This is a genomic window from Okibacterium endophyticum, from assembly GCF_054780075.1.
The window spans coordinates 104,295-128,860 of sequence record NZ_BAAGXA010000004.1; the positions used below are offsets into that span (position 1 = coordinate 104,295).

Here is a 24,566-nt window from a genome sequence, read left to right on the forward strand (position 1 = left end):
CCCGGCGCTCGGCCGGTGCCGCTGTCGTTCGCCCTCAGCCGACCGGGTCCGGCGTGTGCTGGTGCAGCAGCAGATGCCACTGCCGGTCTCTCCGCACATAGGTGCTCGCGAGGGTTGCGGTGTATCGCTCGTTTCCGCGTTTGCCGGCGAACCGGTAGATGAGGGTGTGCGCGTCGCCGCAGGTTGTCAGACGGGCCTCGCTGAGCTCGGTGGCGTCCCACCCTGGGCTGGAATCCATGGCGACCACGCACTCCTGTTTGTCGAGAATCGCTCCCGGCACGATGACCAGTGCGTCATCGGCGAGGATCTCGCTGTATACGGCACCACGGCCTGCCGCCAATTGCCGCTCGAGGTCGAGCAGGGTCGCGAGCGTCTTCATAGTCCCTCTATACAGCCTGAGCGGAACAGCCACAAGAGCGAGGACTGGTGGGCGAGCGCTCAACCGGTCAAGATGAAGCATGGCAGGCAGCAGCGCGTCACAGCTCGTCTCTGTGGGCAATCGCACCATCAAGCTCACCAACCTCGACAAGGTGATGTACCCGGCCACCGGAACCACCAAGGCTGATGTTCTGCGTTACTACGCCGAGATCGGCGCGGTGATGATCCCCCACGTCGCGAACCGCCCGGCGACGCGCAAGCGCTGGGTGCACGGCGTCGGCACCGAGAAGCAGCCGGGCGAGGTCTTCTTCGAGAAGGCCCTGCAAGAGCGGTCGACACCGCACTGGGTGAGCCGCCGCGCCATCGCCCACAGCACGGGCGAGAAGGAGTATCCCCTCGTCAACGACCTGCCGACGCTCACCTGGCTCGCCCAGATGGCGGCGCTCGAACTGCACGTTCCGCAGTGGCAGTTCTCGAGAACCGGCGGCAGGCGCAACCCCGATCGGCTGGTGCTCGACCTCGACCCGGGCGAAGACGCCGCACTGCGGGAGTGCGCGGAGGTCGCGCGGCTCACCCGGGCGATTCTGCTCGATATGGGTCTCGAACCGTATCCGGTCACGAGCGGGAGCAAAGGCATCCACCTGTATGCCGCGCTCGATGGCCGTTTCACGAGCGATCAGATCTCGGAGGTGGCGCATGAACTCGCCAGGTCGCTCGAGGCCGATCACAAAGACCTGATCGTGAGCGATATGAAGAAATCGCTTCGTCACGGCAAGGTGCTCATCGACTGGAGCCAGAACAACGGATCGAAGACCACCATCGCGCCGTACTCACTGCGTGGACGGCTGCATCCGACCGTCGCGACGCCGCGCACCTGGCAGGAACTCGACGACCCCGATCTCGACCACCTCGACTACGAGCAGGTGCTCGCACGCGTCGCTGAGCACGGCGATCCCCTTCGGCCGCTGCTCGCGGCGCGCGATGCCGGTCTCGAACCCACGCCCGAGCACATGGCGGCGTTCGAGTCGACCCCGGATGCCCGTGACCGGCTCGAGAAGTACCGCAGCATGCGCGACCGGGCGAAGACCCCCGAACCGGTTCCGCATGGGGCCCCGGCGCCCTCGACAGGAGCATCCTTCGTCATTCAGGAGCACCACGCCAGACGCCTGCACTACGATTTCAGGCTCGAATACGAGGGTGTGCTGGTGTCGTGGGCGATACCGAAGGGGCCGCCCACGAGTGGCGACAAGAACCACCTCGCCGTGCAGACCGAGGACCATCCGCTCGAATACGGCACCTTCGAGGGAACCATCCCACAGGGCGAATACGGTGGTGGTGAGGTAAAGATCTGGGACGCCGGTGAATACGAACTCGAGAAATGGCGCGAAGGCAAAGAGGTCATCGCGACGCTCACGGGCAAGCCGGACGGCGGGCTCGGCGGCGTGCCGCGAAAGTACGCCCTGATCCACACCGGGCGAGCCGGCTCCGAGAACAACTGGCTGATCCATCTGATGGATGGTGCGAAGAAGAGATCGCCCGCGGTCGAGCAAAGCGCCGATGACCCGGCCGCTTCGGCGGAAGGGCGGGATGCCCCCGTCGACGCGACCGCGAGGGGTCTCTCTCGCGAAGCGAGACGAACCGCGGCGGCGGCAGAGCAGACCAACGAGGAACGAGCCGGCCGCCGAGGCCCCGGCCCGCAGCGGCACAGGTCGACACGAGCGACCCGAAACGCCGAAGAGCTCTCCCCCATGCTCGCGACGGCGGGCACGGCATCCGATCTCGCCGACGACGAGGACTGGGCGTTCGAGATGAAATGGGACGGCTATCGCGCCCTGGCCGTCGTCGACGACGGCCGGGTGCGTCTTGTGAGCAGAAAGGGCAACGATCTCACCCCGAGCTTTCCCGAGCTCGCCGAGGCGATCGGTGAGGCGATCGAGGTGAGTTCTGCGGTTGTCGACGGTGAGATCGTGGCCCTCAACTCGCGGGGTCGGCCTGACTTCGGGCTGCTGCAGACCCGGGCAGGGCTCACGAAGTCGCGTGACGTCGGGGCGGCGGCCGTGCAGACTCCCGTGCATTTCATAGCGTTCGATCTGCTTGAGGTGCAGGGCGAACGCATCACCGGCGATGACTATGACGTGCGGAGGGCCGCTCTCGAACGTGTTGTGAACGATGGCGGGTTCGTGAGGGTGCCGCCGCGCTATGAAGGTGACTTCGATGAGGCCCTCGACGCGAGCCGGCGGGTTGGTCTCGAGGGTGTGATCGCCAAGGAGCGCGACAGCACCTATGCAGTGGGCCGTCGTTCACGAGCGTGGATCAAGATCAAACACGACCACACACAAGAGGTCGTCGTCGCCGGCTGGCGGCCTGTGAAGGGCGGCAGAGATGTCGGGGCGCTGCTGTTCGCCATTCCGGATTCCGACGGTGTCCTCCGCTATGCGGGCAACGTAGGCACGGGGTTCAGCGAGCGCGATCGGCGTGAGATGCGCGAGCGTTTTGAGCCGATGGCCCGAAAGACACCGGCTGTCGAAGACGTGCCGCCGCCATACAACCGGACCACCACGTGGATCGAACCCGAGCTCGTCGGCGAGGTCAAGTACTCGGAGCGGACGACGAGCGGGTCGCTCCGCCACCCGGTGTGGCGCGGGTGGCGGCCGGACAAGTCGCCCTCAGACGTTCGTCCCGAGCGTTGATCGCCTCGCTCGGTTGAGCCTCCATCGCCCGCCGGCGTGCATAACTTCGGAAGAATGCGCGTCTCGTCGCGGATTCGGGCTCGGAGCGGCGCGATCGGCGAATTCTTCCGAACTTGTGCGCGGGGTCAGCCAGCGTGGGTCTCGACGAGCTCGACCAGCGTGGGCTCGACCGCCGAACGGCTACTCGGGCTGCAGCAGGTCCCGCAGGATCTCGCGGCGACCCTGGCTCGTGTAGCGCTCGTAGTCACCGCTCCGAGCCTCGCGCAGAACGGGGACCACCCGCGCAAGCCGGTTCGGGGGCAGCTCCGCGCGCATCCGCTCGATGCGCAGCTTGCCGCGCGCCGCGGTCAGATCCGCTCGCTGCACCCTGTCACCGAGCGAGGCGAGCTTCTCGACGAGAGCACCCGTTCGTGCTGCGATGTCTCGGTTGCGGCTGCCGCGGTGCTGCAGCACGCGGCCGATCTTCTGCCGGAGTGAGGGTTCGCGCATACCGATCTCGTTGCGACCGTGCTGGCGGTAGTCCACAAGCGGCTCGTCGAGCATGTCGACGCGCATGGTCGCGGCAGCCAGGATCGCGAGCCATTCGTCATGCACCCACTCCGCGGGGAACGGCAGCGCGACGTCGAGCAGCGCCCGCCGAAAAGCGACGGTCGCCCCTGTCGCCAGGTTGCGCCGCAGAAGCACCTCGAACCCGCGGCCGCCGTGGAGCAGCCGTCGGTCATCCTCGCTGATCTCGAGTGCGTCGAACAGTCTGTATCCGAGCGGGGTGCCCGCGGCATCCACCATGCGTGCGTCGGCGAACAGCAGGGCGAGATCCGGCCGGTCCGTGAACTCGGCGAGCGCCCGCTCGATGCGATCCGGGTGCCAGACGTCATCTTGGTCGCAGAGCACGATCACATCGCCGCGCGTCTCGCGGATGGCCCTCTCGAAGTTGCCGGTGACCCCGAGCGACGTCGTGTTGCGCAGCACCCGATGGTGCACCCGCGCCGCGCCGAGCACCTCGCCGACGATGTCGAGTGTCGCATCCGTCGATCCGTCGTCAGAGATCACGATCTCGTCTGGCGGCGTCGTCTGGTTCAGGATGCTCCTGAGCTGCTCCCCGAGATACCCTGCGCCGTTGAAGGTGCACAGGGCCACCGAGACGATGCTGTTGCGTTCTGCCACGACATCAGTCTAAGTTCACGCCGCCAGCTGGGCTCGTCGCCCGCGAGCCGCTTCGGCCGTCACGAAAGCACGGAATAGGCCGCGTAAAGGTGCTTTAGCGACGGATGAACCGGGTACGGCGACGAAGCACGGCACTCCCCCGTCGCCAAAGCACCGAATACCGCGTGAAACGGTGCTTTAGTGACGGATGAACCAGCCTCGTGCCGGCGGCATACGATACCCGACTGCCGCGCGGGCACGACCCCAGATGTCGCCCTGTGACGCTGTCAGACGCACGCCGACACATCCGCCGCACGCTCGCCGGCACGTTTCTACGCTGGCAACGTCGGTCAACGCAAGCGCATGGCGAGTTCCACCACAGGCGAGCTCATCGTCCGACGCCGAACCGAACCCACCCGTGCCGACAACCGCAGAGCACACGACGGCACGGCACAGCGCAGGGCAGGGCAGCGCACCAGCACCAGCACCAGCACCAGCACCAGCACCAGCACACATCCCACCACCGCGCCACACCACACCACACCACCACCGTCCCGCACCGCCACCGCCACCGTCCCGCACCGCCACCGCCACCGCCACCGCCACCGCCACCGCCACCGTGCCAGACCGCCACCGTGCCAGACCGCCACCGCACCACACCGACCGAAAGAACGCACATGTCCAGAAGCACGACTCCCCTGACCGCCCTGCTCGCCGGCAGCCTCACCGCGATGCTGGCGCTCACCGGGTGTGCGCAAGGTGCTGCCGTGCAACCGGATGCCGACGCGGAGCGCGTCGAAGGCGGCACCATCGTCTATGGTCACCAGCAGGAGCCCTCGTGCGTCTACGGCGGCTGGATCGAGCAGGCCTACCTGTCTTACCAGGTGCTCGACAACCTCGTGTCGCTCGACGAGAACAATCAGGTCGTGCCCTGGCTCGCCGAGGCATGGAGCGTCTCAGACGACCAGCTCACCTGGACTGTGACGTTGACAGACGGCGTCGCCTTCACAGACGGCTCACCGCTCACAGCAGAGACCGTCGCCTACAACTTCGACTACTGGGCTGCCGGCGGCAACAGCACGGCTGCCGTGTGGCTCGGCGGGTACTACGAGTCGGCCACGGCCATCGATGATCTCACCCTCGAGGTTCAGCTCTCGGCACCGTACCCTCGTTTCGCCGAGAACCTTTCGCAGTCGTACTTCGGCATCCAGTCGCAGCAGGCCCTCGAGACCCGCTCAGACGAAGACAACTGCGAGAAGCCGATCGGCACGGGCGCGTTCGTGGTCGAAGAGTGGAACCGCGGCGAGAACATCGTGCTCACGCGCAACGATGACTACACCTCGCCGCCCGCCAACGCGAAGCACACCGGGGCCGCATACGTGGAGCAGATCGACTGGAGGTTCGTCGACGACGCCACAACCCGCGTCGCTGCGTTGCGCTCGGGCGAGACCGACGCCGTGTACGACGTTCCGGCCATCGACTGGGCCGGTGTGGATGCCGACGGTTATGACCTTCTGAAGTACGTCACGCCAGGCCGTCCGCAGCAGCTGTCGTTCAACACGGTGACCGGTCCGTTCGTCGACGAGAAGGTGCGGCAGGCGTTCGCCTACAGCCTCGACCGCGAGAGCATCGTCGAGACCATCGGCCAGGGGGTCATCCCCTACGAGCCCAACGGCCCGATCAGCCAGACCACGCCGGGCTACAGCCAGGCGGCGGCGGATGCCTACGATTACGACCCAGAGGCCGCCGACCGCCTGCTCGACGAGGCCGGATGGTCTGAGGTCGACGACGACGGTGTGCGTGTGAAGAACGGTGAGCGGCTCGAGGTGGTGCTTCCCTATGGCGCCGGATCGATCATCAACGCAGACGGCGCGTCGATCCTGCAGGGGGTGCAGGAGCAGGCGAAGGCCGTCGGGTTCGCCGTTGAGCTGGTGCCCGTCGCGCCGAGCACGTTTATGTCTGGTGCGTATTCCACGCCGGACAGCTATGACATCTCGGCCGGCTATTGGACGTCGGTGAACGCCGGGATCCTCTACATCAACTGGCGGCAGAACCTCGACGAGACTCCGAACGGCGCCAACTCGGCGTTCTACAACAGTCCAGAGCTCGAGTCGATCATTCTCGCGGCCAATTCTGCGACAGACCTCGACGAGCAGAACGAGCTCTATGGCCAGGCACAGGAGTACATCGCGGAACACGCTCTCTCGATCGGTCTCTATGACCGGCTCAGCACACTCGCTGTGAACCCGCATCTGAAGGATGTCTGGCAAGAGAACGCGCAAGGAGGCCCGGTTTTCCATGACGCATACTTCGTCTCCTGAGCTCGGCGCGGCTGAGCGCACCAAGCTCACCAACAGCACAGACAGCACAGACAGCACAGACGCCGAGAAGACCGGCATCGCGAACGCTGACGCAGCCCGCGCAGAAACCCGCTCACACACATCCGCGCGCCGGCGTCACAGGGCTCGCCTGATCGCCGGGCAGCTGCTCGGAGCCGTCGCCGTGCTCTTCGGGGCTGCGACAGCCGCCTTCATCGCCCAGGTCTCACTGCCGGGGGATCGGGCGACGGCCATCCTCAACATCCGGGCGGGGCAGGCACAGGAGCGCACACCGGAGGAGCTCGCGTCGATCAACGAGCGGTTCGGTCTGCAGAACCCGCTTGTGCTGCAATACCTCGACTACCTCGGCGGGCTGCTGCGCGGTGACCTCGGTGTGTCGTACCAGCAGTACCGGCCGGTGTGGAACATCATCGCCGAACAGCTCGGGGCGACGATCGTGCTCAGCCTCACAGCGATCGCGCTGGCCTGGGTGATCATGGTCGCCTGGGTCATGCTCACCGCCGGCCGGCGCTCGTGGGCACGCTCGCTCGGTGCGATGACAGACACGGTGGCCGCCGGTCTTCCGCCATACTGGCTCGGCATCATCCTGCTGCTGGTGTTCGCGCTCGGGCTGGGCTGGTTCCCCGTGATCGGCGGCACGGGCGTGAACGGGCTCGTGCTGCCCGCGCTGACTCTCGCGATCCCCCTCGCCGGGTTCATGGGGCAGGCCACGCGCACGGAGTTCGAGCGGTCGCTCGAGCAGCCTTTTGTGATCACCGCCCGCCTGCGCGGCATGGGCGACCTCGGTGTGCGTCTGCGCCATGTGCTCCGTCACGCCGCGCTCCCCGCCGTCACTCTCTCGGGGTGGGCGCTCGGCGCGACGATCTCTGGCGCCGTTGTCGTCGAGTCGGTGTTCAGCAGGCCAGGTATCGGATCCGTGCTCGTCGCCGCGGTGAGCGCGCAGGACCTGCCGGTCGTGACCGGCATCATCCTGCTCGTCGCCGCTCTCTATGTCGTGGCGAACGTCGCCGTCGACATCGTGCACCGCAGAATCGACCCGAGAGTGACGACATCGTGAGCACACTCATCGAACGCCACACCACGCCTGCCCGTCACCGCCTGCGATCGCTGTCATGGGGGCTGATCGCGGCGATCGTCACTCTCGGTGTGTTCGCGGTCGCCGCGCTTGCGCCTGCCGTGCTCGCGACCCATGACCCGTTCGCGCTCGACTTCGCGAGCGCGCTGCAGGCGCCGAACGCACAGCACTGGTTCGGCACAGACGAGTCCGGCCGCGATCTCTTCAGCCGCGTGGTCTTCGGCACCCGCGAGTCTCTGCTGATCGGATTGGGGGCTGCCGCCGTCAGTCTCTCGCTCGCGACGGTTCTCGGATCGATCTCGGCACTCACCGGGCGCTTCGTCGCCGGAACCACGACGACGGTCACCGAGATCCTCTTCGCCTTCCCGACCCTGCTTCTCGCTCTGCTGCTCGTCGCCGTGCTCGGTCCCTCGGCCCTCACGCAGGTGCTCGCGGTCGGCGTCGGCACGGCGCCAGGGTATGCGCGGATGATCCGCGGGCAGATCCTCGCGTCGAAGAACTCGGCGTACGTCGAAGCCGCGCACGCACTCGGACACAGCCGTGCCAGAGTGCTCCGTCAGCACGTCATCCCCAACGCCGTGCGGCCGCTCGTCGCGATCTTCACCCTCTCGATCGGGCAGTCGATCGTCTGGGCGTCGAGCCTCGCGTTCCTCGGCCTCGGCGTCGCACCCCCCTCACCGGAGTGGGGCGCACTGCTCGATGCGGGCCGAGCCTATGTGACGCACGCCGGCTGGCTGATCGTCATCCCCGGCCTTGTGATCGTGCTGCTCGCGCTCGCGGCGACGACACTCGGTCAGCACATCCAGCGACACCTCGAGAAAGGCGAACGCGCATGACCCTCGTCGACAGCGCACCACAGATCGTGCTGCCCGCACAGGCGGCGCCCGTCCCGCGGTTGACCGTGCAGAACCTCAACGTCGGTTTCGCCGCCGGCGGCGGTTTCCGTCACGTTGTGCACGAGCTGTCGTTCACCCTCCACCCGGGCGAATGCGTCGCGATCGTCGGCGAATCCGGTTCGGGCAAAAGCGTCACCGCGCGCAGCCTCGTCGGGCTCACCGGCCGGAACGCCGTCGTCGAAGCGGATGCTCTCACCCTCGGCGCCGAAGATCTCACGTCGGTCAGCGAGGCCGGCTGGCGGCGCATCCGCGGCACACGGATCGGCTTCATTCTGCAGGACGCCCTGGTGTCGCTCGATCCGCTGCGGCCGGTCGGTGCAGAGATCCGCGAGTCCCTCGCTCTTCATGGCTGGGGCACACACACGTCTCGCCAGGCCCGCGTGACAGAGCTGCTCGAACGCGTCGGTGTGCCGTCGCCGCAGACGCGAGCGAGACAGCGACCGGACGAGCTGTCGGGCGGGCTGCGTCAGCGGGCGCTCATCGCGTCGGCGATCGCGCTCGACCCAGAGGTGATCATCGCCGACGAGCCCACCACGGCTCTCGACGTGACCGTTCAGGCGCAGATCCTCGCCGTTCTGCGGCAGATGAAGCAGCAGGGGTCGTCGCTCGTGCTCATCAGCCACGACCTGGCCGTGGTCGCGCACCTCGCCGACCGGATTCTCGTGATGCGGGGAGGCCAGGTCGTCGAGCAGGGTGAGGCCGAGCAGGTGCTGCGCCACCCGCGGCATCCGTACACGAAGCGGCTCATCAGCGCGGTGCCTGGGGCCCACACGAGGGGCAGACGGCTCGCGCCGGAGCCGCCGGCGGCACTCGCCGTCGAGCACAGCGAGGCGCGCAGCCGCTTCGAGGCCCACAACGGCCCGGTGCTCGAGGCGTCCGGCCTGGTCAAGGCGTTCCGCACACCGGACGGCTCGCGCGCGGTGGCCGTCGATCATGTCTCGTTCGTGCTCGAACGCGGCCAGACCCTCGGCATCGTCGGGGAGTCCGGCTCGGGCAAGAGCACAACGGCCCGCATCGCCCTGGCGCTCGAGACGGCTGACGACGGCGAAGTGCGACTGCTCGGGCGGGCCTGGTCGTCGTTGCGCGAGCCGCAGCGCAGACCGTTGCGCACGCACATCGCTGTGGTGTCACAGGATCCCCTCAGCTCGTTCGACCCCAGATGGAACACCGAGCGCATTCTCGTCGACGCCGTCACCGGCATCCGATCGCGGTGGGCCGTGCAGAAACGCGAGCGTGTGCGCGAGCTGCTCAGCCAGGTCGGGCTCGGCGACGAGGTGCTCACCCGGTTTCCGCTTCAGCTCTCTGGCGGGCAGCGCCAGCGGGTGGCGATCGCCAGGGCGCTGGCCTCGTCGCCGTCGATCATCGTGCTCGACGAGGCCGTCTCTGCACTGGATGTCTCGGTGCAGGCCCAGATTCTCGATCTGCTTCGAGACCTGCAGCAGGCCTTCGGACTGAGCTACCTGTTCATCTCTCACGACCTGGGTGTGATCAGCCACATGAGCGACAGCGTGCTCGTGATGAAAGACGGTGTCGTCGTCGAGAGCGGCGCACCGCAGCAGATCTTCACGACCCCGCAGCATCCGTACACACGGCAGCTGGTGCGCTCGCTGCTCAGCCTCGACCACAGCACGCTCGGCGCGGACACGTCGTCGGCAGCCGGACACAGGCAGGCACACGCACACGCACCGGCCCTCGCCACTCCAAAGGACACACGATGACCTCAGCTCGCACCCCTCTTCACTTCAACGCGTTTGTGATGAACACGAACTCGCACATTCAGCACGGGCAGTGGCGCCGGCCAGACGCCGGGCAGGTCGATTTCAACGACGTGAACACGTGGATCGAGCTCGCACGGTTGCTCGAGGCGGCGAAGTTCGATGCGATGTTCTTCGCGGATGTCAGCGGTCTCTACGGCGATGCAGACGCCGACTTCGATGTCTATCTGCGGCACGGCCTGCAGATTCCGAGCAACGATCCGACCGTGCTGCTCGGCGCCCTCGCGACCCACACCGAGCACATCGGTCTCGCACTCACCTCGAATGTGATGCAGAATCATCCGTTCAACTTCGCGAGGCAGGTGTCGACGCTCGACCACATCTCGAACGGGCGTGCCGCGTGGAACGTCGTCACGGGCATGCAAAACAATGGCGCGCGCAACTATGGCTTGGAGCAGCTCACCGATCACGCGGAGCGCTACCGCTGGGCCGAGGAGTACGTCGACGTCGTCTACAAGCTGTGGGAGGGGTCGTGGGACGAGGGTGCGCTGCTGAAAGATCGTGAGCGCGGCGTCTATGCAGACCCGTCGAAGGTGCACAAGATCGCTCACCGCGGTGAGCGCTACCGGGTGGATGGTCCGCACCTGCCGTCGCCGTCGCCGCAGCGGACTCCCCTGCTCTTTCAGGCCGGATCCTCTGCCTCTGGTCGGGTGTTCGCCGCCCGTCACGCCGAGGCGACGTTCATCGTGGCGCCGACACCGGATGTCGCCCGGCAGCAGATCGCAGAGACCCGCCGCCTGGCCGTTGCGCACGGGCGCAGGCCCAGTGATCTCAAGTTCTTTCAGGGGCTCAGCTTCATCATCGGCGCGACCGAGTCAGAAGCGCGTGAGAAGGAGCGGGAGTACAACAGCTATGTGAGCGTTGAGGGGTACCTCGCACACTCGGCTCTGGTCGACGAGACCGGGCGGGTCTACGACCCAGAGACCCCCGTCTCGCAGGTCGACAGCAACACGTCGAAAGGCTTCGTCGAGTGGGCGGCACGTGCCTTCACCGATCGCGAGCCGACGCTCGGCGACCTGGTGCGACGGCGCGCGACCAGCGGCCGCATCGTGGGCACACCCGAGCAGATCGCCGACGAGATCGAGCGGTGGCAGCGTGCAGGAATCGACGGCGTGAACGTCATCAACTGGGTGCTGCCCGGCTCGTTCGCCGAGTTCGCGGACCACGTGCTGCCGGTTCTGCGCGGACGGGGCCTCGCACAGGTCGAATACGCAGAGGGCCCACTGCGGCAGAAGCTGTTCGGGTCGGCCCAGCTCAATACGCGCCACCCCGCCGCGCGCTACCGGGGTGCGTTCGCCGGCTTGCGCTCGTCGCAGCCCGAACCCGAGAGCGCAGTCGCGGGTGTCTGACCCTCTGGCAAACATCTTCTCGACACCTGTAACACAAACAGTGCTGCCCAGACGTTGAAACGCCCCGCCCCTACAGGCGGGGCGAGGCGTTTCCAGGCCTTCGGAATTTAGGCTACGGAACGACGATACGCTTCGTCGGACGCGGCGGACCGGATGCTCTCGATCTCCTCATCAGAGAAGTCCTGAACGTTGGCCCGCACGGCCTCTATGGTGTTCGCCGAGACGTAGCTTGCAATTGAAGAAGTATCTCCCGTTGATGCCGCCCTCGCTTCAGCGAGCAGCTGATGCAGAAAACTCCACTGACCACCAGAGAGGTCAACAGGGTCCTCATCGATAGCCATCCGCTTGGCGCGAACCAAGGTGATGTAGTCAGTGTTCGCGAGCTTCCGGTAGTAACCGGTCGCGATGCAAGCGATACCTACCTCGAAGGTCGAAGGGTTTCGGTAGAGCCGCATTTCCGGCGTTGCACCCCGAAGTGAGTCAATTTTCGCGAAAAGTGCCGCTTGCGCTGCTGCATCGTACATGTCGTCCTCCTGGGGTGACGGTAATCTATTGATATTGGTGATGGGATCGACTCGCTGCCCATAGATCGAGTCATAGTGATTCGGGTCCCAGAGTTCGAAGTGCAGGTGCACTCCTGTCGCTCCTCCTGATGGAGCGCCGATGAGGCCGATGATTTCGCCTTCTGCGATCTGGGAACCCTTCTGGGCTCCGCCGCTCGCGCCGAGCATGTGGTATCTCGTGCGCCAACCGGCGGCGTGGTGCACTTCTTTCCAGTAGCCGAAACCGCTTGAGTGACCCTGGTCGAATACGTACCCGCCAGCGGCGCAGGGAACAGGTGTTCCGAGTTGGTTCGCGATGCCGTATCCGAAGTCGACGCCTTTGTGATAGGGGTCAAGTGCGAAATCTCGGGGTCCGAAGGGGGCATAAACGAGGTTTGCGGGAAAAGGCAATCTAGCCAAGGTGCACTCCTAACTTTCCCGGTGTCTGAATGAGACGCACCGTTACGCCGCCGGTGTCATAGGCGCCAGATCGAGCCCGCGAACAACGTTGAGCATCTCGGTGATCTGCTTCCGAAGGCCAACCCGATTCATCGGTTAGAGCCCATTTGTTGAGCGCAACGTTCGTCTCGATGCGGTTCGCTGCTTGAGTGGGTGTCCACAGCTTTTGTTCGGGACGAGCGACCGCTTCATAGGTGAGCTGGTCGCGTGCGCGGTCAAGGTCTGAATACATGTCGTTCTCCTGGGGTGTTGGTATGTTCCGGATGTTGATCACGGGGTCAACGGCTGAACCGTAGTTCGCGGTCCAGACGCTTTTTGTTATGAATTTCGGAATGGTGGTGAGGACCGGTCGACAGTCCACCCAAGCCCACGTAGCCGTGGACCTGGCCTTCATCGACCAACTGGCTTACCTGCGGTCCCTCAGCGTTGTTGCGGAGCATGTGATATCTCGTGGTCCAACGCACACCGTTTGCAGAACTCGAGGTCCATACCCCTTGGTACAAGTGACAGATCGAACGGAAACCGAGCCATATTGTCTCCTCTTCTATATGTTCTGGAATAACCTGTTGTGTACCGTGAGGAAACGACACTTATGGCGACTCATCCAGCGCTGAGCCACCATAAGCATCAGTCCCTAGAGCAACGCAGCGCTTCGCCCGCCACCGTGCTTGATTAGGACGCGCTGGTCCTTGCGATGACGGCCTTTGCCACCGAATCGATAAACTGTCCCCGACGGTTGTTGATGATCGAATTCATCACATCGAACTCACGGGCCGTGACCGTCATCGTCGCACCATAGACAGCGTTCGCAGCTTGGACCAGTTCAGCGTTGCTCACACCAGGATCCTTAAATGCTGTGAGGTTCTGCGAACTCAGTTCGCCCATCAGAAAGTGCTCGACTCCTGTGCCGCGCCTTACGAGTTTCATTTCTTCTCCTAGTTCTGGCAAAGGTGCCTCTGGCACAGATGCAGGGATGTTATTGATGTTTGTTACGGGGTCAACGGCTGAACCATAGTTTGCGGTCCAGACGCCTTTGTTGTGCACTTCGAAGTGGAAGTGCACGCCGGTGCTGACACCGGCCTTTGGACCCACGTAACCGATGATCTGCCCCTGAGAAATGGGCTGACCGAGCTGTGGGCCCTCCTGGTAGTTGCGCATCATGTGATAGCGCGTCGTCCACCGAACGCCATTGGCATCCGGACCGTGGTCGACTTCCTTATAGTTCTGAATCGCTGAACGATAGCCGGCGTCGATCACAACGCCACCCGCCGCGCACGGAATCGGAGTGTTTTCTCCAACGCCGAAGTCGATCCCTTTGTGATAGGGATCAGCGGGCAGATTTCGCCATCCGTACACCTGTGTCATCGTGCTCAGCGGAAACGGAAACTGTGCCATGCGACCCTCCTCTCTACATGTGATGCGTTCGGCTTTCGAACACATAGATGACCTTATGCGCGCACCGGATCGGCTTACATTAGTAGATATATTCACACCCAAGGTTTGTTCCTCGGTCCTTGAGCTTGGGGGCAGCACTCGTCCCAACCCCGGTTAGCTCAAAAGATGAGCGAATCGGCGATGTGCATCTTTGCCGAGCGTGTCCCGCGGGCATGTCGCAGGGCTGAACGAGCAAGGAAGAGTGCTGTAGCACCTGTAGCTGCGACGAGGCGGACCATGCTGGCACTTGCGGCACAGGTCGGCAGCCATTATCAGCTACTACGCTGCGGCGTGCTGCCACTCGACGGGTTCCGAACGAGCAACGCGGAACCTCATGAGCACCATTAATAGGCTCTCCGACAACAGGGAGTGAAGTGCACTACCCACCAAATGGGGACCGGTTGGCGCCATCGATAAGCTCCCCCTCGTGAGCGAAACTGACGAGCAAGAGCACCTTGCCCCTCGACGCGTTAGCCGGCGAAGACTCTTCACGGGGACGGCAGTAGCGGCGACCCTCGCAGCCATCCAAGTAACCTCTGACGTCACTTCACCGGCTCACGCCCGGACTGCCGACACAGCATCGGCTGCGGCGACGAGGTTTATCTGGCCATTCGATCTCTCATTGGTCACCGCATGGTATGGGCCGCGTGATCCGATATGGACGCCCAATGGGTGGACGCCGGCCTTTCACACGGGCGTCGACTTTGGGAAGGGAGCCGCGAACACTGCAGGAACGGGTGTCAAAATGCGCGGGCAGCGGCGTCGTGTCACCTCCGACTACACACCCTCAAGCTGGGGACACCGAATGATCGTCTCGCACGGAAACGGGCTGGTGACTCTCTACAGGCACCTAAACCGCCGCGATGTCATAGTAGGCCAGACAGTCTCACAAGGGACAGTCCTCGGAGGTACCGGCGCAACCGGAACGGCAGCCGGTGTTCATCTGCATTTTCAAACCGAGGTCAATGGACAACACGTCAATCCTCAGGACTTCATGGTTGCATACAACACAGCCACCCCAGACGAACCAGCAGCACTAGCAGAGGAGGACGATATGGTACGGCTCGCTCAAATCCCCTTCAACGGCAGTAACGGCGACGCCGGCGTCCACTGGATCGTTATCGATCATGGCGTCCGCTCATACTGGCACGTGACCTCGATGGACAAGGTGAACTATCTTCGGGCGCAGGGAATCCGAGAGATCTCGGGAATCCAACCACCGAGCATCATCGGCGGCTACCGAAACATCACCAACGCCGCCTGATCAAGGCGCTCTGCGAGTTCCCGGGCATGTTGGCGACACGGCTGGGTCACAAAGTGTCACTATCAGCGTCGAGGTACTCCTCAGGAACACCCTTGCTGATGATCGACAGGAACGACGCTGCGCCGGCAAGAAGAGGTGACACGACCGTCACGCCAACGGTGATCCCGATCGCCGCCCAGTCGGCGCCGCCCTGCAGGGTCGCAATGATCACCGATGCACTGATGCCACCAGCCAAAGCGGTTGCGTAGGCCTGTGATGTGGTGCGGATGAATCCGCGCTTCGCCGCAGTCTTGACTGATGCGGGAATGAGCTCGTCGAGCATGGGTTACTCCTTGATCTGGTGGCGTGGTTGTGTTTCATCGATGACCGGGTATTCCGGGGGTATACGTCCGCGCTCGAACAGCATTGAACGGAGCGCTGATGCGTGCTCTTGAAGCACACGACGTTTCCGCGCCTCGTCGTCGGCGCGCTTGGACTCTCTGTCGGCACGGCGGCGTTCCTCCAGTTCACGTGCTCGCGCTTCATCCCGTTCCGCAGCGGTGCGGTCGATCTCGTGACGTTGTCGCGATGTTCTGCCCGTGATCGCTTTGATCGCCCAGGCGACGAGCTCCTTGCCGATCGCTCCAACGCCCACGGCGGTGAGGATGGCTGCCCACTCTTGTGGTGTCATACCTCTCCCCCGGGTACCGCGCTGTATGCGCGAATCATTGGCGGCCGCGCCCCAGACTGCCTGCAGCGAGGACGCTGACGTCTGTCTCAGTAGCCATCCTGTTGCTGGCCCTGCGCGGTTCGTCTTGTGTAGGTCCGCGTCGACAACCCGAGCCGCCGCATGTGGTACCTGACCGTGTTCGGGTTCACCCCGATGCGCCGCCCGATCTCAGGGGACGAATGCCCCAATGCATGGAGCTCCCTGATTTCGTCTATCACCGCCTCGTCGACCGGCCGGTACTGTCGTCGGATCTTTGTCGCTTGATGATCGACCGTCGCCGTGATCGACTCGGCGATCACGTCTGCGACCTTCAGGCCGCGGTTCTCCGCAATCGTGGCGAGTCGACCCCAGACCCGATCGGGCATCTCGATTGTGGTTTTCATACTGCTCCCCCTCTGAATCAGTGGCTCGGATTCCTCCAGTGCCGTATGGCCATCCGCTCTCAGCCCGCGCTTGTCGACGATCGTTCTGCGACCCCTCGGTTGATCTCTGTAGCCGTATGGCTACGGTAATCGTGGCGGCTGCGGCCGTCAAGCTGACCTTTGTAGCACTATGGCTTGCTTTTGTAGCCGTTCTGGAATAGGTTGCCCACGTGATCAATACGAACGACGCTGACCGATTCGGGCAGACTGTGGCCGCCCAGCTGAGAGCAGAAGCGGCGGCGCAGAACGTCCCCGTCGTGCGGCTGGCGCAGCGAGCCGGCATCAACCGCGAGACACTCGACCGATGGCTGAAAGGCGAGAGGCCTCTTTCGGTTCCGACGCTTTACAAGGTGGCCAGGGCGCTCGAGATCGAACCATCACTGGTCGTCGCGCGCGCCGAAGAGAGATTCGCCAGCGAATCTCGCCCGAGACTCAGTGTCGTAGCCGACATGGATACTTCAGGGGAGGAGTACGACGTCGCGTCTGTTGAAGAAGTTCAACACAGTCTCGGCTTGCCACACGCTGCGCTCAAGGGGACGAAGAAGGCAGACGAAGATGCCGCGGAGTAGGGGAAGCCATGAAGATGCTGATACGGGAGGCCCACAGACTCGGGCTCAGCGTTCATGCGGCGCATCTACCGGATGACCGGCTGGGGCTCTATGTCCCTTCTGAGAATCGCATCTACTTCGATCTCGACCTCACGCCGAGCGAACAGCGTTCTGCTCTCGCGCACGAGCTCGGCCATGCTTATCACGGACACGTGTGCGATGACGCCAGGTCGGAGCGGCAGGCCGACGCCTGGGCCGCGGAGATGCTCGTCGACCCGGTCGCCTTCGCTGCGGCCGAACGGATCAATTCGGACACCCACTCGATCGCCGAGGAGCTGAACGTGACGGTGAAGATCATCGAGGATTACAGAACCTACTGCCTCCAGCGCCTCGGCGATCGGAGCTACGGCCGGTCCATGCGGGGGACTCTCACGAACGCACTGGCCCGGACGCTTGCTCCCTGAGCTTTGGTCCGCCATACCGGCGTTAATGTAGCGGGCTGCGTATCACGTTTCCGTTCAGCTCAGCGCAGGCGGTGCGCATGTCCTGCGCACCCACTTGTGACAACAAGTTCTTCACGAATGACACAAGCCTGCGAGTGCCCCATAAGATATGTAAGGTGGCACCTTGTCGGTGCCTGAGTTTCTTTCGCGCTCCGAGACTGACGCGGAACGATCTGGCTGCCGTCGATCGGAGCACTTCAGACATGACCATCGACATCATGATGCCGTTCTATGGTGACCCGGCCCTCTTCAAACAGGCCGTGGAGAGTGTAAGAGGTCAGACCGACGGAGACTGGCGTCTGGTGATTATCGATGACGTCTATCCGGACCCTGAGCCGGGCGAATGGGCCGCCACGCTCGACGATCCTCGCGTCGAATATATCCGCAACGACACGAACCTTGGCGTCAGCGGCAATTTCCAGAAAGCCGTTGACCTCGCCACGAGCGAGTATGTGGTGATCATGGGATGCGACGACATCATGGAGCCAAACTATGTCGCCACCGTGCACGCACTTATCCATCGCTTTCCAGAGGCCTCGTATTTTCAGCCCGGCGTGATCGTGATCGACGGCGACGGATCGCCCGTTCTTCCCCTGGCCGACAGGGTGAAGGCACGCTATCGCCCGAAGGCGTCTTCGCCGACGCCGCTTTCAAGCGAAGCTTTCGCGACAAGCTTGCTCCGAGGCAACTGGACTTACTTTCCCTCGATCTGCTGGCGAACGGCAGATGTTCGCACACACGGCTTCAATCCCGACTACGAGGTGGTTCTCGACCTTGCTCTCCAGCTCGACCTGGTCACCGCCGGTGCCACGATGGTAGTTTTCGACGACCAGATGTTCCGCTATCGGCGACATTCTGCCAGTGTCTCGTCATGGAAGGCGAACGACGGATCGCGCTTCACGGAAGAGAGAGCATTCTTCGCCGACATGGCGGCGCGAATGGACGCTATGGGCTGGCAGAACGCTGCACGTACAGCCCGAAGGCACGTATCGAGTCGGCTGAACGCGCTGACGCGGATACCCTCTGCCGCGCTGGCTCGCGACTCCCGTGGGCTGCGCGAACTGATCCGTCATGCAATGCGGTAGGTTTGTGCAAATCACAGCGTTGCGAGCGGCGATGTCAAGAGTCGATCGGCTGGTTGCTAGGATTCCGACTATGCCCGCGCACCAGAAATCACTCATTGTGATGCCTGCACTGAACGAAGAGGCCTCTGTGGTCTCGGTCATCAACGAGGTCTTCGACACGGTGCCAGGCGTCGACATTCTGGTGGTTGACGATGGTTCCACCGACCGCACAGCTGAACTGTCGAGTGCGGCCGGAGCCCGTGTGCTCAGCCTCCCTTACAACCTCGGCGTCGGCGGAGCCATGCGGCTCGGGTTTAGGTACGCACGTGAGAACGGGTACGACGCCGTTGTGCAGTTGGACTCAGACGGCCAGCATAACCCGGCCAATGTACCGGAGCTCCTTGCGGGCCTGAGCCGCGCAGACATCGTCATCGGCGCTCGGTTCGCTGGCGTGGGTGACTACCACGTGCGAGGGCCACGACGTTGGGCGATGCGCCTACTCTCCAAGATCCTCAGCAGGATGACCGGCGAGCGACTTACCGATACCACCAGCGGGTTCAAAGCGGCCGGGCCGCGGGCAATCCGGCTCTTCTCCGAGCACTATCCGGCTGAATACCTCGGCGACACGATCGAAGCTCTCGTCATCGCTGCCCGGACCGGCTGCCGCGTGTTGCAGATCCCGGTAGCGATGCGACAGCGGTCGGGCGGTGTGCCCTCTCAAAATCCCCTCAAGTCGGCGGTCTATCTCGGTCGCGCGGTCATTGCGCTCGGATTCGCCGCGCTCCGGCCACGTGCCATATACGAATCACGGGTGCGCAAAGCATGAGCGTCGTCACCTATATTTTCGGCATCGTCGCTGCTCTCTTCGTGCTCGCCGTGGTGATCGATATGCTGCGACGCGGCCGGCTACGCGAACGCCACGCGGTCTGGTGGCTTATCGCAGGGACCCTTGCGCTCATCGTCGGAGTCTTCCCGAGCATCCTCGACTCGGCAGCGGCTCTCGTCGGCATCGATGCGCCGACCAACCTCGTGTTCTTCGTGAGCATCACCATTCTCTTTCTCGTATGCCTGCAGAACAGCTCGGAGCTCACAACGCTGGAGAGCAAGACCCGAACCCTCGCCGAAGTGAGCGCGATCAACGATCTGCGAATTCAAGAACTCGAAAGGGCGCTGGCCTCAACACTCGACGACGGCAACGGCAAACAGAGTCAGTGACGGTGAAATCCCGTTTACAGCTCTGAAGGGAAGCGGCGGAGCGAGACGGCGATGAGGGAGACGCTGGCGAGCGCATAGCCCACTATGACGCCTATCCCTGCGGCGATCGGAGCGCCGAGCGGGACCGAGGTCACCGCCGTCACCGCGACACCGATGATCGTGCCGGCCAGCGCGCACCACGACGACTGTCTCGTGCGTTCGGTCGAAATGAGAAACGACGTCGCGATAAGTCCCACTGAGAATAAGAAGACGCCGATCAGCAGAAGCACCATGATGTTGATCGCTCCCTCATACCCTGGTCCATAGAGCAGCGGGATGAACCAGGGGGTGACAGCGGCGACAGCGGCGAAGGCGACAGCGAGCACCCCGGTCATGCCCCCGAGCACGATCAAGTACGGTCGCCTCGAGCGGCGCTCCCCCGGTGCGGCCGCCCATGCAGAGAATCGCGGAATGAGCACCTGGCTGACCGCCTGAGCGAGCATCGAGGCGGGTGTTGCCAGAGACATCGCAGCCGCGAACAGGCCCGCTTCAAAACTGGGGGCGGCTGCATAGACGAAAATCATCGCAAACTGGATGAGCCCGTTCGACGCGATGAGTCCGAGCGAATTCCATCCCGTGAGGCGCCAGACGTCGCTGCGGTGCGTCGCCAAATCGGGATCGAGCTCCGCGTAGCGCGTTTCGAGCGAAGACCAGCCCGAGAGCGCGAACAGCGCGTAGCCGATGGTGATCGGCCAGAGCAGCGCCCAGTCGAGCCCGGTAGCCATCACCAGGATGAGCAGGCCGATCGTCAGTGCCGACGAGATCGAATCCCACATTGCGACGGACGTGACCTTACCGAGACCCATGCGGATTCCCCGCGTCAGGATGTAGCCAGACCACGCGACGATCAGACATGCCGCCACGAGGAGGTCGCTCGGTGTCGCGTCGAGCCAAATGAGTGAGACAGGCACGCCGATCGCGAGCATCACCATGCATGAATAGAGGAATGACCGTTTGATGATTCTGAGCGACTCAGCCGGCGAAACACCAGACGCGAGAGCCTTTGCCAGAAAGTGACCGGCGGCGTTTCCCGCTCCCGTCGGCCAGATGAGCGAAACCAGGATAGCGAGCGAGAGTATCGCCGATGTGTGAGCGAGTGCTTCTGGCCCGACGAACCGGCCGATCAGAATCGTATAGGCGAAACGGGACAGCCCTTGCACGAGCATTCCGAAGGTCGAGAGAGCGGCCTGGCTCGTAAGGGAGGTATGAGACACCTGAAAATGGTATCCGCCCCGACCTTGCACGATACACAGCTTCATCTTTACTAGGCTGCATAGTCAGGAGACATCTCCATCCCTTAGATACCAGATCGTTGAATCCTGAATCCTGCCGAGGATCATGCGAGGCGTACACAACAGCAAGGACCACGAAACAGAATGAACGCACATTCGCCTCAGAAACAAGCTCGATGGCGAAAGCGCGCCCCCTGGATAATCGTGCCCCTACTCGCATTCTTCGCATTGGCCTCGTGGGCGTACTCATCCCCCGTCGGATCGAGTCCCGATGACGACTTTCACCTCGCAAGCATCTGGTGCGGACTAGGCGAACGCGACGGCCTATGCGAAACCGCAGACTCCGGTCCTGGCGCAAAGCTGCCTCACGACCTCGTCATCGATTCAGTATGTTTCGTGTTCGACTCCGCCAAGAGCGCGGGATGTCAGTCCACGTTAGAGGGTGGGTCTCTTGTTGAGTGGGTTCGTGGGAACTTCGATGCGAGTTACCCTCCCGTTTTCTACGCAACGATGTCTATTTTCGCAAGTGACAATATTGAGACGTCCGTCCTTATAATGCGTTTGTTCAACGCCGCACTTTTCGTGGGACTCATCACGGCTCTCTTTGCGCTGCTCCCGATCGTGCACCGTCCCGCTTTGTTGATTCAGTTCGTTGCGACAGTTGTTCCCCTGGGCATGTTCATAATCCCCTCAACAAACCCCAGTAGTTGGGCCATCATCTCAGCAGGAGTCGTGTGGATCAGCGTGGTCGGCTACCTCGAATCGACAGGATTCCGCAGAATCTTATTTGCGACGATTGCGGGGATCGGCGTCGTAGTAGGCGCAGGCGCGCGAGCAGACTCGGCAGGCTACGTGGGCATAGCAGTGATCGCAGTCTTGATAGTGAGGGCAAAGCGAAGCCGAGCATTCCTGCTGGCATCTCTATTTCCCGTTCTACTGGTGTGTGTCGCGCTGGCCTTCTACCTCAGCGCAGGACAGTCGACAGCTGCCGTAGAGGGGCTGGGCACCTCTGCTCAACCGTCGAATCTGACTTTCCTCGCCATCACGAATTTCATCAATGTTCCAGAGTTGTGGGCAGGTTTCCTCGGCCAATGGCGCTTGGGATGGATCGACACCACGTTGCCTCACGTCGTATGGGTGTTGGGGCTTGGCGCTGCCGCAGCGCTTGCCTTTAACGGCATATCGGCTGGCGGCCCGCGGAAATATCTAGCCATCGGCTTTCTGACAGCGTGTCTCTGGGCTGTTCCGACTGTGCTCCTTACGCAATCAGGCGCTCTTGTTGGCGATGCGGTGCAGCCACGATATATCCTTCCGCTCGCTGTTCTTCTGGCGGGATTCGTATACCTGCGATCGACCAGGAGCCAGCTCGTCCCTAACAGGGTCCAACTTTTGGCGCTGGTGTTGGCAATAGCGGTAGCCAACTCCGTTGCGCTCTACTTCAATATCAGAAGGTACGTTTTCGGAAGTGATGGCGGTCTGAACATAAACGCCCATGTCGAGTGGTGGTGGGCGAATATTCCGTCGCCTATCGTCATGTGGAGCGCAGGCTCACTCTGCTTCGCTGCCTGCCTCGTACTTCTGGCCTTCTACTTCCGCCGCAGCGGTCGTACCGCGTCCTCGATCGAGTCAGACGCACCAAGCCCCTTCACCGATGAGTGGTCGCACACCGATTCGAGCTCGGCGCCTCAGATCCAGCCGTCGAAGCCGATTCTTCCTGGGTAATCAACTGGCTGAAGCGAATCTGTCTGGCACGCAGCTTCATGTTTACTAGGCTGCATAGTCAGGAGACATCTCCATCCCTTAGATACCAGATCGTTGAATCCTGAATCCTGCCGAGGATCATGCGAGGCGTACACAACAGCAAGGACCACGAAACAGAATGAACGCACATTCGCCTCAGAAACAAGCTCGATGGCGAAAGCGCGCCCCCTGGATAATCGTGCCCCTACTCGCATTCTTCGCATTGGCCTCGTGGGCGTACTCATCCCCCGTCGGATCGAGTCCCGATGACGACTTTCACCTCGCAAGCATCTGGTGCGGACTAGGCGAACGCGACGGCCTATGCGAAACCGCAGACTCCGACTCCGAGATCACACGCGAGATCTCGCGAGAGCTCTCCGTAGATTCGATCTGTTTCAAATTCCAACCCTTTCAGAGCGCCGCATGCCAAGACGCCGCAGGCCCTGATGAGTTCAGGGAGACAGAGAGAGGTAACTTCGACGGACTCTACCCCCCGGTCTTCTACACAACCATGTCGATTTTCGCGAGTCAGGATCAGGCGACCTCGGTACTGATAATGAGACTCGTCAATGCGGCCCTCTTCGTACTTATTCTCACGGCGTTATCTCTTCTCACTCCTCGACATCGCCGTATAGTTGCGGTGGCACCTCTTGTGGTCACAATGGTCCCGTTGGGCATGTTTATCGTGCCATCGACGAATCCCAGTAGCTGGGCTCTCGTAGCTGTCGGAACCTGCTGGGTCGCACTTCTCAACTATTTCGAGTCCGTTGGAAAACGTCGTATCGTCTTCGGCGCCCTTGCTATCGTTCTCGCTGTCGTGGGGGCAGGCGCTCGAGCGGATGCGGCGGTGTATATCGGGCTCTCGGTCGTAGGTGCTGTCATACTCACGATGAAACGAGATCGCCGGTACGTCCTATCCCTTGCAGTGCCGGCAATTATTGGAATAATCGCTCTCTTCTTCTTTCTCAGGTCGGGTCAGGCCAACGCCGCCGTAGAGGGATTGCCGAACGCCAATGCAGAGGCGATCAGCACACCCGTGCTTGCGATAATAAGTTTCATCAACATTCCGGACCTCTGGGCCGGGATCTTTGGCAAATGGGGCCTTGGATGGCTCGATACTCAGCTACCGTCGGCGGTCTGGGTAATCGGGTCGGCAATTTTTGCAGCAGTCGTATTTCTCGGTCTGTCTGCCGTCAACCGACGCAAGGTGATCTCTTTTGTACTGATTTTCGTCTGCTGCTGGGCGATCCCCACCGTGCTCCAGACCAAGAGCGGCGCCTTTGTCGGAGAGCACGTCCAACCACGCTATATCCTTCCCCTACTGACCTTGCTTGCTGGGTTCGCGCTCCTGAGCAACTCCAGCGACAGAATCCGCTTCACCCGCGTGCAACGGACAGCTATTGCACTGGGGCTAACGTTCGCGAACAGCCTTGCGCTTCACACGAACATCCGTCGCTATACCACGGGAACAGATATCCTCACCTTCAATCTCGATTCTCATATCGAGTGGTGGTGGACAGTCGCTCCTTCACCTATGACGATCTGGATCCTCGGCACAATTGCGTTCGGGGCCGTTATGCTGCTCCTGTCGAGGGCCGTTGACGGCAGTGGTTCAACGCACTTCTCAGTCCAACCTGCTTCGACTGAACCTGAACTCCGCGTGCGGCAAAACCTTGATTTGCCGAGCTAAGTGTGCATGAACGCGCACTATCCGTTGGACCTCAGCCCTACTCGACAATTTTCGACGGCG

Annotated in this window: 23 protein-coding genes; 14 read left to right on the forward strand and 9 right to left on the reverse strand. The window is 62.8% G+C overall.

Translation table 11 applies throughout. From position 1 onward, the window contains the following. Positions 1 to 34: 34 nt before the first annotated feature. Positions 35 to 379, reverse strand: coding sequence for a nuclear transport factor 2 family protein (locus ACYVF5_RS02930; protein ID WP_460943158.1), 345 nt, complete (start codon positions 377 to 379; stop codon positions 35 to 37). 79 nt (positions 380 to 458) lie between these two features. Between ACYVF5_RS02930 and ACYVF5_RS02935 the strand changes: the two genes are divergently transcribed. Beyond that, entirely contained in the window at positions 459 to 3,068 is a 2,610-nt protein-coding gene (locus tag ACYVF5_RS02935; RefSeq protein ID WP_460943160.1) for an ATP-dependent DNA ligase, read from the forward strand. 180 nt (positions 3,069 to 3,248) lie between these two features. Here ACYVF5_RS02935 and ACYVF5_RS02940 read toward each other — a convergent pair whose 3' ends face one another. Then, positions 3,249 to 4,232, reverse strand: a complete 984-nt coding sequence (locus tag ACYVF5_RS02940) for a glycosyltransferase family 2 protein (RefSeq protein ID WP_460943162.1) — start codon at positions 4,230 to 4,232, stop codon at positions 3,249 to 3,251. Between the two features lie 656 nt (positions 4,233 to 4,888). Between ACYVF5_RS02940 and ACYVF5_RS02945 the strand changes: the two genes are divergently transcribed. Genes ACYVF5_RS02945 through ACYVF5_RS02965 form a run of 5 tightly spaced genes read left to right on the forward strand, consistent with a single transcriptional unit; the run spans position 4,889 to position 11,645 of the window. Further along, on the forward strand, positions 4,889 to 6,532 hold the full coding sequence (locus ACYVF5_RS02945) for an ABC transporter substrate-binding protein (RefSeq protein WP_460943164.1): 1,644 nt from the start codon (positions 4,889 to 4,891) through the stop codon (positions 6,530 to 6,532). Further along, positions 6,510 to 7,607, forward strand: coding sequence for an ABC transporter permease (locus ACYVF5_RS02950; RefSeq protein WP_460943166.1), 1,098 nt, complete (start codon positions 6,510 to 6,512; stop codon positions 7,605 to 7,607). Before ACYVF5_RS02945 ends, ACYVF5_RS02950 begins: the two co-directional genes overlap by 23 nt. Beyond that, positions 7,604 to 8,461 carry an ABC transporter permease gene (locus ACYVF5_RS02955; RefSeq protein ID WP_460943168.1) on the forward strand — a complete coding sequence of 286 codons (858 nt, stop codon included), beginning with the start codon at positions 7,604 to 7,606 and terminating at the stop codon, positions 8,459 to 8,461. Before ACYVF5_RS02950 ends, ACYVF5_RS02955 begins: the two co-directional genes overlap by 4 nt. Next, on the forward strand, positions 8,458 to 10,239 hold the full coding sequence (locus ACYVF5_RS02960) for a dipeptide ABC transporter ATP-binding protein (RefSeq protein WP_460943170.1): 1,782 nt from the start codon (positions 8,458 to 8,460) through the stop codon (positions 10,237 to 10,239). Before ACYVF5_RS02955 ends, ACYVF5_RS02960 begins: the two co-directional genes overlap by 4 nt. After that, positions 10,236 to 11,645 (forward strand): LLM class flavin-dependent oxidoreductase, encoded by a 1,410-nt coding sequence (locus tag ACYVF5_RS02965; protein ID WP_460943172.1) that lies wholly within the window; start codon positions 10,236 to 10,238, stop codon positions 11,643 to 11,645. Before ACYVF5_RS02960 ends, ACYVF5_RS02965 begins: the two co-directional genes overlap by 4 nt. Positions 11,646 to 11,752: 107 nt before the next feature. On the opposite strand, the gene ACYVF5_RS02970 is transcribed toward ACYVF5_RS02965, so the two are convergent. The 3 genes from ACYVF5_RS02970 to ACYVF5_RS02980 form a co-directional block, all read right to left on the reverse strand. Next, positions 11,753 to 12,607: a M23 family metallopeptidase gene (locus tag ACYVF5_RS02970; RefSeq protein ID WP_460943174.1), complete on the reverse strand. Its 855-nt coding sequence runs from the start codon at positions 12,605 to 12,607 to the stop codon at positions 11,753 to 11,755. Continuing rightward, positions 12,600 to 12,878 (reverse strand): hypothetical protein, encoded by a 279-nt coding sequence (locus tag ACYVF5_RS02975; protein WP_460943176.1) that lies wholly within the window; start codon positions 12,876 to 12,878, stop codon positions 12,600 to 12,602. The genes ACYVF5_RS02970 and ACYVF5_RS02975 overlap by 8 nt, the downstream gene beginning before the upstream one ends. Positions 12,879 to 13,318: 440 nt before the next feature. Beyond that, positions 13,319 to 14,041 carry a M23 family metallopeptidase gene (locus ACYVF5_RS02980; protein WP_460943178.1) on the reverse strand — a complete coding sequence of 241 codons (723 nt, stop codon included), beginning with the start codon at positions 14,039 to 14,041 and terminating at the stop codon, positions 13,319 to 13,321. Positions 14,042 to 14,507: 466 nt separating this feature from the next. On the opposite strand from ACYVF5_RS02980, the gene ACYVF5_RS02985 reads away from it, so the two are divergent. Further along, a complete protein-coding gene (locus ACYVF5_RS02985; RefSeq protein ID WP_460943180.1) occupies positions 14,508 to 15,344 on the forward strand; it encodes a M23 family metallopeptidase in 837 nt (278 codons plus the stop codon). 46 nt (positions 15,345 to 15,390) lie between these two features. On the opposite strand, the gene ACYVF5_RS02990 is transcribed toward ACYVF5_RS02985, so the two are convergent. The 3 genes from ACYVF5_RS02990 to ACYVF5_RS03000 form a co-directional block, all read right to left on the reverse strand. Then, positions 15,391 to 15,666, reverse strand: a complete 276-nt coding sequence (locus tag ACYVF5_RS02990) for a hypothetical protein (protein WP_460943182.1) — start codon at positions 15,664 to 15,666, stop codon at positions 15,391 to 15,393. A gap of 3 nt (positions 15,667 to 15,669) precedes the next feature. Next, on the reverse strand, positions 15,670 to 16,014 hold the full coding sequence (locus tag ACYVF5_RS02995) for a hypothetical protein (protein ID WP_460943184.1): 345 nt from the start codon (positions 16,012 to 16,014) through the stop codon (positions 15,670 to 15,672). 86 nt (positions 16,015 to 16,100) lie between these two features. Further along, a complete protein-coding gene (locus ACYVF5_RS03000; protein ID WP_460943186.1) occupies positions 16,101 to 16,436 on the reverse strand; it encodes a MalT transcriptional regulator family protein in 336 nt (111 codons plus the stop codon). A 209-nt stretch (positions 16,437 to 16,645) separates the two neighbouring features. On the opposite strand from ACYVF5_RS03000, the gene ACYVF5_RS03005 reads away from it, so the two are divergent. The 5 genes from ACYVF5_RS03005 to ACYVF5_RS03025 all read left to right on the forward strand — a co-directional run bounded on the left by ACYVF5_RS03005 (position 16,646) and on the right by ACYVF5_RS03025 (position 19,805). Next, a complete protein-coding gene (locus tag ACYVF5_RS03005) occupies positions 16,646 to 17,044 on the forward strand; it encodes a helix-turn-helix domain-containing protein (protein WP_460943188.1) in 399 nt (132 codons plus the stop codon). Positions 17,045 to 17,052: 8 nt separating this feature from the next. Next, the gene (locus ACYVF5_RS03010; protein ID WP_460943190.1) at positions 17,053 to 17,487 is read left to right on the forward strand and encodes an ImmA/IrrE family metallo-endopeptidase; all 435 of its coding nucleotides are present in this window, start codon (positions 17,053 to 17,055) and stop codon (positions 17,485 to 17,487) included. A 242-nt stretch (positions 17,488 to 17,729) separates the two neighbouring features. Further along, positions 17,730 to 18,611 (forward strand): glycosyltransferase family 2 protein, encoded by an 882-nt coding sequence (locus tag ACYVF5_RS03015; protein WP_460943192.1) that lies wholly within the window; start codon positions 17,730 to 17,732, stop codon positions 18,609 to 18,611. Positions 18,612 to 18,681: 70 nt separating this feature from the next. Then, positions 18,682 to 19,416, forward strand: a complete 735-nt coding sequence (locus ACYVF5_RS03020; protein ID WP_460943194.1) for a glycosyltransferase family 2 protein — start codon at positions 18,682 to 18,684, stop codon at positions 19,414 to 19,416. Next, the gene (locus ACYVF5_RS03025; protein ID WP_460943196.1) at positions 19,413 to 19,805 is read left to right on the forward strand and encodes a DUF2304 family protein; all 393 of its coding nucleotides are present in this window, start codon (positions 19,413 to 19,415) and stop codon (positions 19,803 to 19,805) included. Before ACYVF5_RS03020 ends, ACYVF5_RS03025 begins: the two co-directional genes overlap by 4 nt. A 14-nt stretch (positions 19,806 to 19,819) precedes the next feature. Here the strand turns inward: ACYVF5_RS03025 and ACYVF5_RS03030 are convergent, their stop codons facing one another. Further along, positions 19,820 to 21,058, reverse strand: coding sequence for a lipopolysaccharide biosynthesis protein (locus ACYVF5_RS03030; protein WP_460943198.1), 1,239 nt, complete (start codon positions 21,056 to 21,058; stop codon positions 19,820 to 19,822). A 162-nt stretch (positions 21,059 to 21,220) separates the two neighbouring features. Between ACYVF5_RS03030 and ACYVF5_RS03035 the strand changes: the two genes are divergently transcribed. Together ACYVF5_RS03035 and ACYVF5_RS03040 are read left to right on the forward strand one after the other, a co-directional pair. Then, positions 21,221 to 22,798: a DUF2142 domain-containing protein gene (locus ACYVF5_RS03035; RefSeq protein ID WP_460943200.1), complete on the forward strand. Its 1,578-nt coding sequence runs from the start codon at positions 21,221 to 21,223 to the stop codon at positions 22,796 to 22,798. A gap of 217 nt (positions 22,799 to 23,015) precedes the next feature. After that, positions 23,016 to 24,506 carry a DUF2142 domain-containing protein gene (locus ACYVF5_RS03040; RefSeq protein WP_460943202.1) on the forward strand — a complete coding sequence of 497 codons (1,491 nt, stop codon included), beginning with the start codon at positions 23,016 to 23,018 and terminating at the stop codon, positions 24,504 to 24,506. Positions 24,507 to 24,566 lie beyond the last annotated feature (60 nt).